Origin of the sequence: Pseudomonas azadiae (assembly GCF_019145355.1) — a bacterium.
Taxonomy (GTDB): Bacteria; Pseudomonadota; Gammaproteobacteria; order Pseudomonadales; family Pseudomonadaceae; genus Aquipseudomonas; species Aquipseudomonas azadiae.
This window is the reverse complement of sequence record NZ_JAHSTY010000001.1, coordinates 2,938,118-2,955,188: the sequence shown is the minus strand read 5'-3', so window position 1 is coordinate 2,955,188 and position 17,071 is coordinate 2,938,118. Positions and strand designations below refer to the sequence as shown.

At 61.5% G+C, this 17,071-nt stretch carries 15 protein-coding genes; 7 read left to right on the top strand and 8 right to left on the bottom strand.

Annotated features, from left to right (window positions below; translation table 11 throughout):
* The first annotated feature begins 41 nt into the window (after positions 1-41).
* The 3 genes from trpB (at position 42) to KVG91_RS13455 (ending at position 3,902) form a co-directional block, all read left to right on the top strand.
* The gene (gene trpB, locus KVG91_RS13465; protein WP_169375233.1) at positions 42-1,268 is read left to right on the top strand and encodes a tryptophan synthase subunit beta; all 1,227 of its coding nucleotides are present in this window, start codon (positions 42-44) and stop codon (positions 1,266-1,268) included.
* Positions 1,268-2,077 carry a tryptophan synthase subunit alpha gene (gene trpA / locus KVG91_RS13460; protein ID WP_169375234.1) on the top strand — a complete coding sequence of 270 codons (810 nt, stop codon included), beginning with the start codon at positions 1,268-1,270 and terminating at the stop codon, positions 2,075-2,077. Before trpB ends, trpA begins: the two co-directional genes overlap by 1 nt.
* Before the next feature lie 169 nt (positions 2,078-2,246).
* Positions 2,247-3,902, top strand: a complete 1,656-nt coding sequence (locus KVG91_RS13455) for an FAD-dependent oxidoreductase (protein ID WP_169375235.1) — start codon at positions 2,247-2,249, stop codon at positions 3,900-3,902.
* Positions 3,903-3,941: 39 nt separating this feature from the next.
* On the opposite strand, the gene KVG91_RS13450 is transcribed toward KVG91_RS13455, so the two are convergent.
* The 6 genes from KVG91_RS13450 to KVG91_RS13425 all read right to left on the bottom strand — a co-directional run bounded on the left by KVG91_RS13450 (position 3,942) and on the right by KVG91_RS13425 (position 9,682).
* Positions 3,942-5,246 (bottom strand): MFS transporter, encoded by a 1,305-nt coding sequence (locus KVG91_RS13450; RefSeq protein WP_169375236.1) that lies wholly within the window; start codon positions 5,244-5,246, stop codon positions 3,942-3,944.
* Between the two features lie 172 nt (positions 5,247-5,418).
* A complete protein-coding gene (dgoD, locus tag KVG91_RS13445) occupies positions 5,419-6,567 on the bottom strand; it encodes a galactonate dehydratase (RefSeq protein ID WP_025854361.1) in 1,149 nt (382 codons plus the stop codon).
* A 48-nt stretch (positions 6,568-6,615) separates the two neighbouring features.
* Entirely contained in the window at positions 6,616-7,236 is a 621-nt protein-coding gene (locus KVG91_RS13440) for a 2-dehydro-3-deoxy-6-phosphogalactonate aldolase (RefSeq protein WP_169375237.1), read from the bottom strand.
* Between the two features lies 1 nt (position 7,237).
* Positions 7,238-8,197: a 2-dehydro-3-deoxygalactonokinase gene (locus tag KVG91_RS13435; protein WP_169375238.1), complete on the bottom strand. Its 960-nt coding sequence runs from the start codon at positions 8,195-8,197 to the stop codon at positions 7,238-7,240.
* A 176-nt stretch (positions 8,198-8,373) separates the two neighbouring features.
* Positions 8,374-8,700: a DOPA 4,5-dioxygenase family protein gene (locus tag KVG91_RS13430; RefSeq protein ID WP_169375239.1), complete on the bottom strand. Its 327-nt coding sequence runs from the start codon at positions 8,698-8,700 to the stop codon at positions 8,374-8,376.
* A gap of 31 nt (positions 8,701-8,731) precedes the next feature.
* Entirely contained in the window at positions 8,732-9,682 is a 951-nt protein-coding gene (locus tag KVG91_RS13425; protein ID WP_169375240.1) for a choline sulfate utilization transcriptional regulator, read from the bottom strand.
* 103 nt (positions 9,683-9,785) lie between these two features.
* On the opposite strand from KVG91_RS13425, the gene betC reads away from it, so the two are divergent.
* From betC to KVG91_RS13410, 3 genes are all read left to right on the top strand, one after another.
* Positions 9,786-11,300 carry a choline-sulfatase gene (gene betC / locus KVG91_RS13420; RefSeq protein WP_169375241.1) on the top strand — a complete coding sequence of 505 codons (1,515 nt, stop codon included), beginning with the start codon at positions 9,786-9,788 and terminating at the stop codon, positions 11,298-11,300.
* An 18-nt stretch (positions 11,301-11,318) separates the two neighbouring features.
* Positions 11,319-12,233 (top strand): choline ABC transporter substrate-binding protein, encoded by a 915-nt coding sequence (gene choX, locus KVG91_RS13415; RefSeq protein ID WP_169375242.1) that lies wholly within the window; start codon positions 11,319-11,321, stop codon positions 12,231-12,233.
* Between the two features lie 171 nt (positions 12,234-12,404).
* Positions 12,405-13,973, top strand: a complete 1,569-nt coding sequence (locus KVG91_RS13410; protein ID WP_169375243.1) for a SulP family inorganic anion transporter — start codon at positions 12,405-12,407, stop codon at positions 13,971-13,973.
* 110 nt (positions 13,974-14,083) lie between these two features.
* Here KVG91_RS13410 and aroE read toward each other — a convergent pair whose 3' ends face one another.
* Positions 14,084-14,902, bottom strand: coding sequence for a shikimate dehydrogenase (aroE, locus tag KVG91_RS13405; RefSeq protein ID WP_169375244.1), 819 nt, complete (start codon positions 14,900-14,902; stop codon positions 14,084-14,086).
* Positions 14,902-15,834 (bottom strand): oxygen-dependent coproporphyrinogen oxidase, encoded by a 933-nt coding sequence (hemF, locus tag KVG91_RS13400; RefSeq protein WP_169375245.1) that lies wholly within the window; start codon positions 15,832-15,834, stop codon positions 14,902-14,904. The genes aroE and hemF overlap by 1 nt, the downstream gene beginning before the upstream one ends.
* A gap of 160 nt (positions 15,835-15,994) precedes the next feature.
* On the opposite strand from hemF, the gene KVG91_RS13395 reads away from it, so the two are divergent.
* On the top strand, positions 15,995-16,972 hold the full coding sequence (locus tag KVG91_RS13395) for an NADPH:quinone reductase (protein ID WP_169375246.1): 978 nt from the start codon (positions 15,995-15,997) through the stop codon (positions 16,970-16,972).
* Positions 16,973-17,071: the final 99 nt, after the last annotated feature.

Sequence of the window (17,071 nt, the reverse complement as noted above, 5' to 3'; positions counted from 1 at the left end):
GGCCCTCATTGTTGCTCACCGCCAATTTCCTGGAGCGTCCCATGACTCAGTCCCAGACCGATCTACGCAACGGCCCCGACACCAACGGCCTGTTCGGTGCGTTCGGCGGCCGCTACGTCGCTGAAACCCTGATGCCGTTGATCCTCGAGCTGGCCCGCGAATACGAAGCGGCCAAGATCGATCCGGCATTCAATAAGGAATTGGCCTACTTCCAGCGCGATTACGTCGGCCGCCCAAGCCCGCTGTACTTCGCCGAGCGCCTGACCGAGTTCTGCGGCGGTGCCAAGATCTACCTCAAGCGCGAAGAGCTGAACCACACCGGCGCGCACAAGATCAACAACTGTATCGGCCAAATCCTGCTGGCGCGGCGCATGGGCAAGAAACGCATCATCGCCGAGACCGGCGCCGGCATGCACGGTGTGGCCACCGCCACCGTCGCTGCGCGTTTCGGCCTGCAATGCGTGATCTACATGGGCACAACCGACATCGAGCGCCAGCAGGCCAACGTGTTCCGCATGAAGCTGCTGGGCGCGCAAGTGATCCCGGTAGTGGCCGGCACCGGCACCCTTAAGGACGCGATGAACGAAGCCCTGCGTGACTGGGTTACCAACGTCGACGACACCTTCTACCTGATCGGCACCGTGGCCGGCCCACACCCTTACCCGGCGATGGTGCGCGACTTCCAGGCCGTGATCGGCAAGGAAACCCGCGACCAGATGCAAGCCCAGGAGGGCCGCCTGCCCGACAGCCTGGTTGCGTGCATCGGCGGCGGCTCCAATGCTATGGGCTTGTTCCACCCGTTCCTGGATGACAAAAGCGTGGAGATCATCGGCGTTGAAGCCGCCGGCCACGGCATCGAAACCGGCAAGCACGCCGCCAGCCTCAACGGCGGCGTACCGGGCGTACTGCACGGCAATCGCACCTTCCTGTTGCAGGACGATGACGGCCAGATCATCGATGCCCATTCGATTTCCGCCGGCCTCGACTATCCCGGCATCGGCCCGGAACACGCTTGGTTGCATGACATCGGCCGCGTCCAGTACACCTCGGTCACCGACGACGAAGCCCTTGATGCGTTCCACAAATGCTGCCGCCTGGAAGGGATTATTCCTGCACTGGAAAGCGCCCACGCCCTGGCCGAAGTGTTCAAGCGCGCACCGAGCCTGCCCAAGGATCACTTGATGGTGATCAACCTCTCCGGCCGAGGCGACAAAGACATGCAGACCGTCATGCACCATATGGAACAGTCTGCGCAGGAGAAACACTGATGAGCCGCCTGCAAACCCGCTTCGCGCAGCTTAAAGAACAAAACCGCGCCGCTCTGGTGACCTTCGTCACCGCCGGCGACCCTGGCTATGACACCTCATTGGCAATCCTCAAAGGCTTGCCGGCCGCCGGCGCCGATGTGATCGAGCTCGGCATGCCCTTTACCGATCCAATGGCCGACGGCCCGGCGATTCAGCTGGCCAACATCCGCGCACTGGAGGCCAAGCAGAACCTGGCGAAAACCCTGCAGATGGTTCGCGAGTTCCGCAAGGACAACAACGACACCCCGCTGGTGCTGATGGGCTACTTCAACCCGATCCACAAATACGGCGTGCCGCAGTTCATCGCCGACGCCAAGGAGGCCGGCGTCGACGGCCTGATCGTGGTCGACATGCCGCCCGAGCATAACGGCGAACTGTGCGACCCGGCCCAAGCCGCCGGCATCGACTTTATCCGCCTGACCACGCCGACGACCGATGATGTGCGCCTGCCGACCGTGCTCAACGGCAGCTCCGGCTTTGTGTATTACGTGTCTGTAGCGGGCGTGACCGGTGCCGGCGCGGCCACCCTGGAACACGTCGAAGAGGCCGTGACCCGCCTGCGTCGCCATACCGACCTGCCGATCAGCATCGGCTTCGGTATCCGCACACCGGAGCAAGCCGCCGCGATCGCGCGTTTGGCTGATGGCGTGGTGGTGGGTTCCGCGCTGATCGATCACATCGCCAGCGCCAGCAGCGACCAGCAGGCGATCGATGGCGTATTGAGCCATTGCGCGGCGCTGTCGGAAGGCGTGCGTAACGCTCGTCGGTAAGCGCGCCTGTCTGGATTCTTGCGCTAGGCTTGTGGGGTGACATGCCGTCACCCCACCAGCACTTCATGCCTATTGCCGTCTAACCGCCTCTGCAAGCCCCCGCAGTTCTTGCCTCTCGGTCGTTAAGTTAGCTGCATCAGAAGTCATCCTTGGCTCCCAGGAGTACATCATGGCATTTGATCTCATTACCGCTTCAGACCCCCGTCATTCGACCTTGCAGAAAGGCTTCAACCTGCGCTGGCCGTTGGGCAATGTTCAGGGCCAGTCTTCGCCCGCAGGCGCCGACCGGATCTACCTCTGTCAAAACGTCCAAGACATTATCGACGCCGCCGAAGATGCGCTGGCGCAGAAGGATGGCCGGATAACCGTACGCAGCGGCGGTCACTGCTATGAAGGTTTCGTCTCAAACAAGATGCCCAATAGCACCGAGACGCTGTCGATTCTGGATATCAGCCAACTCAACCAGGTGGTGTACGACGTCAGCGGTCAAATTGCCTCGGAGCTGGTGCCAAACTCACCTCTTCGCTACAGCTTTCGCCTGGGCGCGGGCGGTCAGAACTGGGATGCCTACGTGGCACTGTACAAATTGGCCAACAAAAGCCTGCCCGGTGGTTCGTGTTACTCGGTCGGGCTGGGCGGTCATATTTGCGGAGGCGCCTACGGGTTGCTGTCACGCAAGGATGGCCTGGTGTGTGACTGGCTGAGCGGCGTCGATATGCTGGTACCCAACGCCCAAGGTAACGGTTTGATCCCTGTGCATGTAGCCCGCAACAGCCCCAATCTGGATGACCTGGATCTGTTCGCCGCGTGTTGCGGAGCAGGCGGCGGACAGTTCGGTATTATCACCGGCTATTACTTCGACACTTTGCCCGACGCCCCAACCGAGGTGCTGTGGCTGGTGATGGAGTGGGACTGGTCGCAGTTGAACAAGCTTGCCCTCGACAAGCTGCTGACGGCCTATCAGGATTGGTTTGCCCGCAACCAGGCCAATCGCAACACCTGGGGCCTGGCCACCAAACTGGAGATGCGCCACCAGAACACCGGCAACGTTACCCTGAGCGTCCATTATGTGGACAAGGATGGCGGGCTACAGGACCGGGCAGCCTTTGATGACTTCGTAACAACCATGCTGACCGCAATCGGCATCCCCGCCGCCGAATGCCTCAGCCAGTCACCTGCGATCCACCTGCCACGCAGCAACCCGGCCGGGCGTATGATCAGTTCATTGTCATCAGCCTTGGCGGCCACGCGTCAAATGGATTGGCTGCATTGCCAGCAAACCCTCAACGGTTCGGGGGCAAACCAATGTGGCCGGTATAAGTCGGCTTACCAGAAGGGCGGGTTTACCAAAAAGGTGCTGCAGGCGATCTGGGACACGCTGACGTTGGGTGATCCCAATGGATATCTGACTCAGAGCCTGATCCAGATCCAGTCCTTCGGCGGCCAGATCAATGCGGCCAGCCCGACGGTACTCGCGCAATCATCGGTCTCGCAGCGTTCGTCGTACCTGAAATGGCAGCCGCAATGCTATTGGTCCGGTAAAAGCACCGCTACGGACCAAGCCCACGCGGACTGGATCCGGGGGCTGTTTTGCGCAGCCTTCGCCAATGACGGTGGCGTTCCGGTCAACAATGAGTTTGAGGGCTGCTACATCAACTACCCCGACTGGGATATGTTGTTTTATGGCGGCATTCCAGGCCAGGGGCTCAACCCGCAGTGGTACAAGATCTTCTTCCCTAACCTTATGATCGAAAGCCGCCTGCGGCGTACCAAAAAACGCTGGGACCCGCAGAATATGTTCCGTAACGAAATGTCGGTGCCCTAAGCCGAACGTGACGGGCGACCGCAAGGTCGCCCGTACTACTTACAACTCGATCCGCTCGACCTTGCCCACCAGCAATATGTAGGACAGTGCCCCCAGCAACGCCAGCACCGCGATATAGGTAATCGCCGGCGCAAACGAATCGCCACTGGCCAAGAAGCCAATCACGATCGGCGTGGCTATCGCCGACAGATTGCCGATGAAGTTGAACACCCCACCGGTCAGGCCCAGCAGCCGCGCCGGTGCCAGGGTCGACACCAGCGACCAGGTGATCGACGCCAAGCCGTTACCAAAGAACGCCAGCGCCAGGAACGCGATCACCCAGGCCGTCGAGTCCACGTAGTTGGCGCCGATGATCGCCGTGGAAATCAGCAAGCCGCCAATGATCGGCAACTTGCGCGCAAACCCCACCGACGCGCCGCGACGAATCAGCCAATCGGAAAAGATCCCCGAGCACAGCACGCCGACGAACGCCGCCAGGAACGGCAGCGACGCCAGCAGGCCGGACTTGATGAAGTCCATGCCGCGATATTTCACCAGGTAGGTTGGGAACCAGGTCAGGAAAAACCACAGCGTGGAGTTCAGGCAGAACTGCCCCAGGTAGATGCCCCAGAGTTTGCGTTTGCTCAACACGATGCCCAGGTCGACCCAACTGAACGGCGCCTTGGTGGTTTTTTCCTGCATGTCCACCAGGCCACCGCCTTCGCGGATCAGCTCGATTTCAGCCGCGTTGGCGCCTTTGAAATCCTTGGGTTCGCGATACACCGCATACCAGATCAGCGCCCACACAATTCCCACGCCGCCGGTGGCGACAAACACCATGTGCCAGCCAAACGCGTGTTGCAGCCAGGCCAAAACCGGCGTGAGAAACGCCAGGCCGACAAACTGCCCCGAGGTGTACACACCAATCGCCGTGGCGCGCTCGCGCTCGGGAAACCAGGTAGTGACCACGCGGCTGTTGATCGGATACGCCGGGGCTTCCAACGCACCCACCGCCATGCGCAGCACGAACAGCGCGATAAAGCTGGCGGCGAAGCCGAGCATCACGGTGGCGATGGACCACAGCAACAGCGCAGCGGTGTAGAGAATGCGCGGCGGTACGCGGTCCACCAGCCAGCCACCGGGGATCTGCATGGCGGCGTAGGTCCAGCCGAAGGCCGAGAAGATCAGCCCGACGTGCACCGGGTCGATGCCCAGGTCGCTGGTCAGCGCCGGGGCGGCAATCGACAGGTTGCTGCGGTCGAGGTAGTTGATCACCACGGTGATGAACAGCAGCACCATGATGAAAAAACGCTTTCGGGTAGGCGTGACTAAAGGAGCCTGCCCGGTGAGGGATTCAGGGTGCATGGGGGTGCCTCTTTTTATGTTTGTTGAGGACAGATCTTACTGACGGAACGCGGTCAATGTGGGAGCTGGCTTGCCTGCGAAAGCGGTGGGTCAGCTTGCATCTCTGGCACTGATGCACCGCTTTCGCAGGCAAGCCAGCTCCCACATTTGATCCGGTTTCGTCAGAAGGAAATCACCACTCGGCAAAGCTGCCGTCGGCGTGGCGCCAGATCGGGTTGCGCCAGCGATGGCCGATGGCCGCGCGCTCGATCACGTATTCCTCGTTGATCTCGATACCCAGGCCCGGTCCGTTGGGGATCTTCACAAAGCCCTGGTCATAGTCGAACACGCCCGGGTCGCGCACGTAATCGAGCAGATCGTTGCTCTCGTTGTAATGAATGCCCAAGCTTTGCTCCTGTATAAACGCGTTGTAGCACACCGCATCCAGCTGCAGGCAGGCCGCCAGGGCAATCGGGCCCAGCGGGCAGTGCAAGGCCAGCGCCACGTCGTAGGCTTCGGCCATGTTGGCGATCTTGCGGGTTTCGGTGATGCCGCCGGCGTGGGAAGCATCCGGCTGGATGATGTCGACGTAGCCTTCGCTGAGCACGCGCTTGAAGTCCCAGCGCGAAAACAGACGCTCGCCCAAGGCAATCGGCGTGCTGGTCAGCGGCGCCAGTTCCTTGAGCGCTTCGTAGTTCTCGCTCAGCACCGGCTCTTCGATAAACATCAGTTTGTACGGGTCCAGCTCTTTCATCAGCACCTTGGCCATGGGCTTGTGCACGCGGCCATGGAAGTCGACGCCGATGCCGACGTTCGGGCCGACCGCATCACGCACCGCGGCGACGTTGGCCAGGGCCAGGTCGACTTTTTCGAAGCTGTCGACGAACTGCAATTCTTCGGTGCCGTTCATTTTCACCGCGGTAAACCCACGAGCCACGGCTTCCTGGGCGGCGCGGGCGGTATCGGCCGGGCGGTCGCCACCAATCCACGAGTACACGCGGATCTTGTCACGCACCTGACCGCCAAGCAGATCGCTGACCGACACACCGAGGGCCTTGCCCTTGATGTCCCACAACGCCTGGTCGATACCGGCGAGGGCGCTCATGTGCACGGCACCGCCACGGTAGAAGCCGCCGCGATAGAGCACGGTCCAGATGTCTTCGATATTGCGTGGGTCTTTGCCGATCAGGTAGTCGGACAATTCTTCGACGGCAGCCGCTACGGTGTGGGCGCGGCCTTCCACCACGGGTTCACCCCAGCCGGTCACGCCCTGGTCGGTTTCGACCTTCAGGAAGCACCAGCGCGGCGGGACGATAAAGGTCGTCAGTTTGGTGATTTTCATCTGTTATCTCTCTTATAGATGCGGCGCCTGTGGGCGCAGAACTTATAGTCAGCTCAAGGCTTTCCAGGCGGCGACATAAGCATGGGCGCGGCTCGCTACCTGATCCACGGTCATACCCGGTTTGAACAACCCGGAACCCAGCCCGAAGCCTTTGGCGCCGGCGTCGATAAACACTTGCATGTTGTCCGGGGTGATGCCACCCACCGGCAGCAGCAAAGTGCCTGCCGGCAATACCGCCAACCACGCCTTGATCACCGATGGGCCCATTTGCTCGGCGGGGAACAGTTTCAACACGTCGGCGCCTTCGGCCAGCGCGGCGAAGGCTTCGGTAGGCGTAGCCACGCCCGGCGACAAGTACAGGCCTGCGGCTTTCGCGGCGCGCAAGACCTTGGCGTCGCTATGCGGCATCACGATCACTTGGCCGCCGGCCGCTTTGACCTGCTCAACCTGCTCAGGCAGCAACACCGTACCTGCACCGATCAGGCAATCGGCGGGCAGGCTGTCGCGCAGGGTGCGGATGCTGGTATAGGGATCGGGCGAATTGAGCGGGACTTCGATCACACGAAACCCAGCCTGGTAGAGCACCTGGCCGACGGCCTGGGCTTCGTCCGGGCGGATGCCGCGCAGAATGGCGATCAAACCGTTTTGCGCGAGTGCTTGCTTGAGCATGTCAGGCCTCCGTTACAGGTTGAATGAGCCCGGCCGCTTCGGCCAGTTGCCACAGGCCGCGTTCGCTGGCTTCCTGCGCCAGGCTGACGTGGGCAAAGCCGCAGAGGGCGAGGGCGCGTTGATAGCGGGCGCAAAGGGCAGCGGCGCCGACCAGGATGATCTGCTTGTGCCGTGCACTGTCCGGCAACCCCGCCAGTTCATGGCCGAGGAGCAAGCCTGAGAGGTAATCAGGCTGCTGGTCGGGAGCGAGTTCGGCGGTGAGGCCAAGGGTGCGCGCGCTGAACAGGGTCGACAGCACGCCGCGCTGGCCGTCTTTGGAAAGCGCCACTTGCACGCCTCGGTCAAAGGCTTCGGCCTGGAATTGTTCGCATGGTTGCTGGGTGCGCCCGAGGATGCTGTGCTTGCTCAGCACCGCGAACACCTCGCCGGTCATGAAGGTATCGAAGTGGGTAATGCAGCCTTCGACCACTTCGACCCATTTGGAATGGCTGCCGGGCAGGCCGATCAGTACGTCGCTGCCGAGCCCCTGCAGCACGCCCAGTACCTGGGTTTCTTCGCCGCGCATCACGTTGGGCAAGCCCCTCTTTTCGATCACGCCCGGCACGATATGCACGTCGATCCCGCGCAAGCTGCGCACGCGGTGCAAGGCCTGGCTGAGGCTGGCGACATCGACCGGCGTGTTGCGGTAAGCCGCCTCGCTCCAACCCTGGGCGCTGCCGACCATGCCACAGGCGATCACTGCAAGGTTTGGTTCGGCGTCAAGCCAGTCGCCACATGCCGCATCGAACGCCAATTCGAAGCCATCGCTGCAACGTACACCGGCAATGTCTCGAGGCTCGCTGGGCAAATGCATGATGCCCCAGGCCAGCGAGCGCTGTTCCAGCACTACGCCTGCGGGGCCGAGTCTATAAGCACGAAGGGAACTGGTTCCCCAATCGAGCGCGATCAATTGCGCCTGCATCGCTTCACCTGAAATGAGTGGGTGCTGAAAAAAGCAGATGGGCGAATATAAACCTATGACTGGCCGTATCTCAATATATAAATAACTATCTCATATAATGGGACAAATTGAGATCAATCCTACGATATTTCCGGCTTTAACTGGGCAGTAGCTCAGGCGCTATCTGATACAGAGGCTTAAAAATTCGACAGGTCCAGTTCGCGCATGGCGCCCATCCAGATCGCATAGTCGGTATGGTCCTTGAGGTCATCCCCGGTATCGGGATGCAGGAACACCACCAGGCCATTGCGGTGCAGCGCCAGCCACGGCAGGACTACGCCGATGTATTCGGGGTCGAACGCCAATTGGCAGCTCCAGTCCGGATGCGGGCCCACGGGCCGTTCGTGCACATGCCCCATGCGCAGCGGAAAAAGCTTGGCGGCGTCTTCGCACAGGGTGCGCGCCTGTTCGAGGGTGCTGGCGTCAAAGTAGATGTGAGCGTGATAGCCCTTGATACGCTGCATGACGGACTCCGGATCCCTTAGGCGCCAAATCCTAGACCGCAATGGACGGCAGGGCCAGCCCGGTCAGCGACTGCGCGCTGCTGGCCTGCTCGGCCACCAGCCAGTCGACAAACCGCTCGACCAACTGCCCGCGGCGTTTGCGCTGAGGCTGCACCACGTAATAGCCAAAGCGCGAGATCACCGTGTCGCGGATCGGCCGACACAGCCAATTCTGTTCCAGCAGGTTATCCACCAGATGGCGCCAACCGATGGCCACGCCCTGGCCGGCAATCGCGGCCTGGATCAGTAGGGTGTAATTGTCGAAGCGCAGTTGGCCGGGCGTGGGTGCGGTGGTGATGCCCAGTTCGCTAAACACGCCGCTCCAGTCGAACCAATGGCTGTTGTTCTCCTGACGCAGGTGCAGCAGAGGGCAATCGTGCAAATTTTGCACAGTCAGCGGCGCGGCCTGGTTTTTCAGCCACTGCGGGCTACACACCGGGAACACTTCCTCATTGAACAGCCACAGGCTATCGCCCTGCTTGAAGCGACCATCGCCAAACAGCACCGCCACATCGATGTCGCTGCGCAGGGTGGCGTGGTTGCGCTCGCTGGTCACCAGGCTCACATCCACCTGGGGATTGGCTTGGTGAAAGCGATGCAAGCGCGGCATCAGCCAGTACGCAGCAAAGGCGAAGTCAGTGGCCACTTGCAGCACTTCATGCTGGTCCTGCTGGCTGATCACGCTCAGGCCTGAGTTGATCGCCTGCAAACCGCCTTGCACATGTTCAAACAGCAGAGCCCCGGCGTCGGTCAGCTCGATGCCCCGGTAGATGCGATCAAACAGGCGGATCGCCAGTTGTTCTTCCAGCCGCTTGATCTGCTGGCTGACCGCCGGCTGGGTGGTGCCCAGCTCCATCGCGGCGGCCGTGAAGCTGCGATGGCGCGCTGCGGCTTCGAACGCACGCAACAAATCGAGGGACAGGTCACCGAGGGCTTCATACATTAGCTGGGCTTATCCTAGACATTGCTTTGCATGGGCTTTACCCCATTTTCCATGGGCTGCATGCTCATTCGCATAAACACCGCCTATGGAATGCCGAGAACCCATGAAGCGCAAGAACATTCTTTTCATCATGGCCGATCAAATGGCCGCGCCGATGCTGCCGTTCTACGGATCTTCCCCCATCAAGCTGCCGAATCTGAGTCGCCTCGCCGCCCAAGGCGTGGTCTTCGACGCGGCCTATTGCAACAGTCCCTTGTGCGCACCGTCGCGCTTCACACTGGTGAGCGGGCAGTTGCCGAGCAAGATCGGGGCCTACGACAACGCAGCGGATTTCCCCGCCGATGTGCCGACCTACGCCCATTACCTGCGCCGCCTCGGCTATCGCACCGCGCTGTCAGGCAAGATGCACTTCTGCGGCCCCGACCAATTACACGGTTACGAAGAACGCCTGACCAGCGACATCTACCCCGCCGACTACGGCTGGGCGGTGAACTGGGACGAGCCGGACGTGCGCCCCACCTGGTACCACAACATGTCTTCGGTGCTGCAAGCTGGCCCGTGTGTGCGCACCAACCAGCTGGATTTCGACGAAGAAGTGGTGTTCAAGGCCCAGCAGTACTTGTTCGACCATATCCGTGAGGACGGCGACCAGCCGTTCTGCCTGACCGTGTCGATGACCCATCCTCACGACCCGTACACCATTCCCAAGCCGTTCTGGGATCTGTACGACGACGCCGACATCCCGTTGCCTACTACCCCGGCACAGAGCGACCTCGACCCTCATTCCCAGCGCCTGCTCAAGGTCTACGACCTGTGGGACAAGCCGCTGCCTGTGGATAAGATCCGCGATGCGCGCCGCGCCTACTTTGGCGCGTGCAGCTACATCGACAGCAATGTCGGCAAACTGCTGCAGACCCTGGAAGACACCGGCCTGGCCGACGACACCATCATCATCTTCTCCGGCGACCATGGCGACATGCTCGGCGAGCGCGGCCTCTGGTACAAAATGCACTGGTTTGAAATGGCCGCCCGCGTGCCGCTGCTGGTCAGTGCGCCAGGGCAGTTCGCTGCGGGCCGCGTGTCCAAGGCCGTGTCCACCGCCGACCTGCTGCCCACCCTGGTGGAACTGGCCGGGGGCGAGTTGGACCCACGCTTGCCATTGGACGGCCGCTCGCTGGTCCCGCACTTGCAAGGGCATGGTGGGCACGACGAGGTCTTTGGCGAATACATGGCTGAAGGCACTATCAGCCCGCTGATGATGATTCGCCGTGGCGCCTACAAATTCATCTACAGCGAAGACGACCCTTGTCTATTGTTCGATGTACATAACGATCCACGGGAGCAGGAAGAACTCAGCCAGTCACCGCTGCATCAGGCGCTGTTCGCCGACTTCCTGAACGAGGCGCGGGCCAAATGGGACATCCCGGCGATCCATCAACAGGTACTCGCCAGCCAACGCCGCCGTCGCCTGGTGTTTGAAGCACTGACCCAGGGCAAGCTCAAGAGCTGGGATCACCAGCCACTGGTGGACGCCAGTCAGCAATACATGCGCAACCATATCGACCTCGACGACCTGGAGCGCAAGGCACGTTATCCACAACCCTGCCAAAACCAATAAACAGATTGAGGGAAGGCCATGCAAAAGTTGACTGTGATGCTGAGTATGTTGGCGCTTGGGAGCGCCAATGTGTACGCGGACACCAGCTGCGAAACCGTGAAGATGGCCGATCCCGGCTGGAGTGACATCGCCGCGACCAATGCCATCACCGGCTTTCTGCTGACGGGCATGGGCTACAAGGCCAAGGTCGACACCCTCGCGGTGCCGATCACCTTTGGCGGGCTCAAGGACGGCCAGGTGGACGTGTTCATGGGCAACTGGATGCCGGCGCAGCAAGGCTTCTATGACAAGTTCGTGGCCAATGGCGATGTGGTGCAACTGGCGAAAAACCTCGAGGGCACCGAGTTCACCCTCGCCGTGCCGGACTATGTGTGGGACGCCGGGGTGCATGACTTTGCCGACTTGAACACGTTTGCCGACAAGTTCGACAAGAAGATCTACGGCATCGGTTCCGGCGCACCGGCGAATATCTCGTTGCAAGAGATCATCAAGAAGAACGACTTCGACCTCGGCCAGTGGAAGCTGATCGAGTCCAGCGAACAGGCGATGCTCGCCGAAGTATCGCGGGCGGTTAAGAAGCAGAAATTCGTGACCTTCCTCGGCTGGACCCCGCATCCGATGAATGTGCAGTTGAAAATGCATTACCTCAAGGGCGGCGAGAAGTACTTTGGCGACACCGGCAGCGTGTATACGCTGACCCGAAAAGGTTATGCACAGGCCTGCCCGAACGTGGGGAAACTGCTGACCAACCTGAGTTTTACCCAGGAGATGGAGAACAGCATCATGGCGGATGTGGCCAACAACAAGGTCAGCAATGCGCAAGCGGCGAAGGCGTGGATCAAGGCGAACCCGGCGGTGTTGGACAAGTGGCTTGATGGCGTGAAAACCGTGGATGGCCAGGATGCGCTGGCAGCGGTCAAAGCCAAACTCTAAAGCCCAACACCAATCCCTGTGGGAGCTGGCTTGTGTGGGAGCTGGCTTGCCTGCGATTCAGGCACCTCGGTATTGCAGGTACACTGCGGTGATTCGATCGCAGGCAAGCCAGCTCCCACAAGGGCCAGTGTGTACTGATAATCTGAGCCAACCTTTCCAGCCGAGTTTTTCATGCCCCGGCCCAACCGCCAATCACTCTTCCCCTTCCTCGCCTGGCTCCCGCGCCAAACCCGCGCCAGCGTCGGCCGGGACGCGATGGTCGGCCTCAGCGGCGCCGTGCTCGCCCTGCCGCAGTCGATTGCCTACGCGCTGATCGCCGGCCTCCCGCCCGAATACGGCCTGTACGCCGCAATCATCCCGGTGCTGATCGCCTGCCTTTGGGGATCATCCTGGCACTTGATCGGCGGCCCAACGGCGGCGATTTCCATTGTGCTTTACGCCAGTGTCAGTCCGCTGGCTGTGCCGGGCTCACAGGACTACATCACCCTGATCCTGCTGCTCACCTTCCTCGCCGGGGTTTTCCAATGGTTGCTGGGCATGTTGCGCTTTGGCGCGCTGGTGAATTTTGTCTCCCATTCGGTAGTGCTCGGTTTCACCCTGGGTGCCGCCGTGGTCATTGCCCTGGGGCAGTTGCCCAACCTGCTGGGGTTGGATTTGCCCAGCCAGGCCACGGCGATCAATAGCCTGCTGGCGCTTGTGGAGCACCGTGGCGAATGGGATCGCGCCTCCCTCGCTCTTGGGCTAGGCACGTTGCTGTCAGGCGCGCTGCTCAAATATTGGCTACCACGCTGGCCGACGCTGTTGATTGCACTCACGCTGGGCAGCCTGATGGTTTGGCTGTGGCCGGCGATGTTCGGGCACGTGGCGTTGGTCAGTTCGTTTGTTGGCCAGTTGCCGCCGTTCAGCCCGTTGCCGATGGACCTGGACACCATCCTGCGCCTGCTGCCCAGCGCCGTGGCGGTGGGCATGCTGGGGCTGGTCACCAGCTTGTCGATTGCCCGCTCGCTGTCCGCCCGTTCGCAACAACTGCTCGACGCCAACCAGGAAGTCCGCGCGCAGGGCTTATCCAACATCGTCGGCGGATTTTTCTCCGGGTATCTGTCAGCCGGTTCCTTTACTCGCTCGGGCCTGAGCTATGAGGCAGGTGCTTGTTCGCCGTTGGCCGGCGTGTTTTCTGCGCTCTGGGTGGCAGTGTTCGCGCTGTTCGGCGCGACGTTGATCGCCCATATCCCGATCCCGAGCATGGCCGCGAGCATCCTGCTGATTTGCTGGGGCCTGGTGGACCATCGCGGCATACGCGCGCTGTTCCGCGTGAGCCGCGCCGAGTTTGTGGTGATGTGCCTGACCTGCCTCGCAACTTTGCTGCTGGAGTTGCAAACGGCAATTTATGCGGGGGTGCTGGCGTCGCTGTTTTTCTACCTCAAGCGCACCTCGCAGCCACGGGTACAACAGTGGCGGGACGGGGAGGAGGATGTGCTGCGGGTCGGCGGGTCGATCTTTTTCGGCGCCAGCCATTATCTGCAAGTGCGCCTGCAAAGCTTGCAGGGCGAGCGGGTAGTGATCGAGGCGCAGCAGATCAACTTTATCGACTATTCGGGGGTGGAGATGCTGCACCAGGAGGCGCGCAGGTTACGTAGGTTGGGGCGCAGCCTGACGCTGCGCCGGGCGCGGCCGCAAGTGGTTGACGAGCTGAAAAAACTGGAAGGTCCGGAAAACTGCCCCATCCATTTCGAGGACTGAACGCGGTTAAAACTGTGGGAGCTGGCTTGCCTGCGATAGCGGTGTTTCAGACAGACCGCTATCGCAGGCAAGCCAGCTCCCACATTGGGCCGTGCCCACATTAAGTTGGGTTAAGCCAACTGCCGGCGCAGCTCGGCCAACACCGGCGCCGAATCCGGGCGTACACCGCGCCACAGAAAGAACGCTTCCGCCGCCTGCTCCACCAGCATCCCCAACCCATCCATCGACACGGCTGCGCCTTGTTCGGTGGCCCAGCGGCAGAATGCAGTCGGTTCCTTGGCGTACATCATGTCGTAGCAAAACGTCCTGCCCGGCTCGATCAGGCTGCCGGCGATCGGCGGTACATCGCCTGACAGGCTCGCCGACGTGGCGTTGATGATCACGTCCACGGGCTCACGCAACCAATCGAACCCACTGGCCGCCACGGGGCCCAGATCGTCAAACAACTCGGCGAGCAATTCAGCCTTTTCCACGGTGCGGTTGGCAATGATCAACGACGCCGGCTGCTCGGCCAGCAAAGGTTCCAACGCCCCGCGTACCGCACCACCGGCACCCAGCACCAGGATGCGTTTGCCCTGCAGGCTCAACCCGGCGTTGACCCTGAGGTCGCGCACCAGGCCGGCGCCATCGGTGTTGTCGCCAAGCAGGCTGCCGTCGGCAAGCTTGCTCAAGGTATTCACCGCGCCGGCGCGCTGGGCGCGTTCGGTCAAGGTGTCTGCCAAGCGGTAGGCGTCTTCCTTGAACGGCACGGTGACGTTGGCACCACGGCCCTGCTGGAAAAACTCACGGGCACAGCCGGTAAAATCGTCCAGCGGCGCGAGCAAGGTGCTGTAGTCCAATAGCTCGCCGGTCTGCTCAGCAAACAGGCGATGGATCAGCGGCGATTTACTGTGGCCAACGGGATTGCCGAAGACGACATAGCGATCCATCAGACAGCCGCCTTGGGCACGGCAAGACCGAGCCAATCGCGGTCTTGAAGAAAGTAGTCAGTGAGGCGAGCTTCTTCGCTGCCGGCCTCGGCCTTCCAGTCGTAGCTCCAGCGCACTTGCGGCGGCAGCGACATCAGGATTGACTCGGTACGCCCGCCCGATTGCAGGCCGAACAGCGTGCCACGGTCGTAGACCAGGTTGAATTCAACGTAGCGGCCCCGGCGAAATTCCTGGAATTGGCGCTGCTGCTCGGTGTAGGCCATGGCCTTGCGGCGCTGCACGATCGGCAGGTAGGCGTCGATGTAAGCGTCGCCGATGGCGCGGATGAACGCGAAGCAGGTGTCGAAGCCCCACTCATTCAAATCATCGAAGAACAGGCCGCCGATACCGCGGGGCTCGTTGCGATGCTTGATGTGGAAGTAGGTGTCACACCACGCCTTGTAGCGCGCGTACACGTCGGGGCCAAACGGCGCGCAGGCCTGCTCGGCCACGCGGTGCCAGTGAATGCAGTCTTCTTCGTTGCCGTAGTAAGGCGTGAGGTCAAAGCCGCCGCCGAACCACCACACCGGTTCTTCGCCTTCTTTTTCGGCGATAAAAAACCGCACGTTGGCGTGGGACGTCGGCACATGAGGGTTGTGCGGGTGGATAACCAGCGACACGCCCAAGGCTTCAAACCCGCGGCCGGCCAGTTCAGGCCGATGCGCACTGGCGGACGGTGGGAGACCGCTGCCAAAGACATGGGAAAAGTTAACGCCGCCTTTCTCGATCACCGAACCGTTTTCGATCACACGGGTACGACCGCCGCCGCCGGCAGGCCGGACCCAGGCGTCTTCAATGAAGCGAGTGTCCGTCTCGAAGGTTTCCAGGGCGCTGCAAATACGGTCTTGCAGGTCGAGCAGGTAGGCCTTTACGGCCTCGGTGCGGGTAGTCATGGCATCACCTTGAATCGGGCAAAGCTACGCGAGGCCGTTGGGCGTCGGCGGCAAATGGGCGCACAGGATACCACTGCATCCGACTGCGCCGCAGTTGACGAAGATCAAGGTTAGGAGTCCGATAGGACGCTACAGGAATTCGACCTCAGGAGAAGTGCAGATGGCCAAACGTATCCAGTTCAGCGCCCATGGCGGCCCCGAAGTGCTTGAGTATGTGGATTACACGCCGGCGGAGCCGGGCCCGCAGCAGGTTCGAGTGCGTAACGAGGCGATCGGCCTGAATTTCATCGACACCTATTTGCGCAGTGGCTTGTATGCACCGCCGTCCCTGCCATCGGGGCTGGGTGCCGAAGGCGCTGGTGTGGTTGACGCCGTCGGCAGCGAAGTCAGCCAATTCAAGGTCGGCGACCGGGTTGCCTACGGCAGTGGCCCGCTGGGTGCCTACAGCCAGTTGCACGTGCTGCCCGCCGCCAACCTGGTGCACCTGCCGGACGAGATCAGCTTCGAACAAGCCGCCGGCGCCATGCTCAAGGGCCTGACCGTGCAGTACCTGCTGCGCCAGACCTATGAACTCAAAGGCGGCGAAACCATCCTGTTCCACGCCGCGGCCGGTGGCGTGGGTTCCCTGGCCTGCCAATGGGCCAAGGCATTGGGCGTCAAGCTGATCGGTACCGTGAGTTCGCCGGAAAAGGCTGCCCTGGCCAAGTCCCTCGGTGCCTGGGAAACCATCGACTACAGCAAGGAAAACGTCGCACAGCGCGTGCTGGAATTGACCGACGGCAAAAAGGTGCCGGTGGTGTATGACGGCGTCGGTAAAGACACTTGGCCAGCGTCGCTGGACAGCGTGGCGCCGCGCGGGCTGCTGGTGAGCTTCGGCAACGCGTCGGGCGCGGTGGACGGGGTGAACCTGGGAATCCTCGCGGCCAAGGGCTCGCTGTACGTCACCCGGCCGACTCTGGCGACTTATGCCAACAACGCGCAGAACTTGCAGGCAATGGCCGATGACTTGTTCTCGATGATCAAGAGCGGCAAGGTACGCATTGATATCAACCAGCGGTATTCGTTGGCGGAGGCGGCGAAGGCACAGACGGAGTTGTCGGGGCGGCGTACGACCGGGTCGACCATTCTGTTGCCTTGAGGGCCTCATCGCGGGCAAGCCCGCTCCCACACTTGACCGAGTTGTCATGACGGACATCGATCAAATGTGGGAGCCGGGCTTGCCCGCGATGGCCGCGAC

Bases quoted from the DNA above. Each gene is read 5' to 3' on its own strand.
- trpB (WP_169375233.1), top strand. From the start codon at position 42: ATGACTCAGTCCCAGACCGATCTACGCAACGGCCCCGACACCAACGGC.
- trpA (WP_169375234.1), top strand. From the start codon at position 1,268: ATGAGCCGCCTGCAAACCCGCTTCGCGCAGCTTAAAGAACAAAACCGC.
- KVG91_RS13455 (WP_169375235.1), top strand. From the start codon at position 2,247: ATGGCATTTGATCTCATTACCGCTTCAGACCCCCGTCATTCGACCTTG.
- KVG91_RS13450 (WP_169375236.1), bottom strand. From the start codon at position 5,246: ATGCACCCTGAATCCCTCACCGGGCAGGCTCCTTTAGTCACGCCTACC.
- dgoD (WP_025854361.1), bottom strand. From the start codon at position 6,567: ATGAAAATCACCAAACTGACGACCTTTATCGTCCCGCCGCGCTGGTGC.
- KVG91_RS13440 (WP_169375237.1), bottom strand. From the start codon at position 7,236: ATGCTCAAGCAAGCACTCGCGCAAAACGGTTTGATCGCCATTCTGCGC.
- KVG91_RS13435 (WP_169375238.1), bottom strand. From the start codon at position 8,197: ATGCAGGCGCAATTGATCGCGCTCGATTGGGGAACCAGTTCCCTTCGT.
- KVG91_RS13430 (WP_169375239.1), bottom strand. From the start codon at position 8,700: ATGCAGCGTATCAAGGGCTATCACGCTCACATCTACTTTGACGCCAGC.
- KVG91_RS13425 (WP_169375240.1), bottom strand. From the start codon at position 9,682: ATGTATGAAGCCCTCGGTGACCTGTCCCTCGATTTGTTGCGTGCGTTC.
- betC (WP_169375241.1), top strand. From the start codon at position 9,786: ATGAAGCGCAAGAACATTCTTTTCATCATGGCCGATCAAATGGCCGCG.
- choX (WP_169375242.1), top strand. From the start codon at position 11,319: ATGCAAAAGTTGACTGTGATGCTGAGTATGTTGGCGCTTGGGAGCGCC.
- KVG91_RS13410 (WP_169375243.1), top strand. From the start codon at position 12,405: ATGCCCCGGCCCAACCGCCAATCACTCTTCCCCTTCCTCGCCTGGCTC.
- aroE (WP_169375244.1), bottom strand. From the start codon at position 14,902: ATGGATCGCTATGTCGTCTTCGGCAATCCCGTTGGCCACAGTAAATCG.
- hemF (WP_169375245.1), bottom strand. From the start codon at position 15,834: ATGACTACCCGCACCGAGGCCGTAAAGGCCTACCTGCTCGACCTGCAA.
- KVG91_RS13395 (WP_169375246.1), top strand. From the start codon at position 15,995: ATGGCCAAACGTATCCAGTTCAGCGCCCATGGCGGCCCCGAAGTGCTT.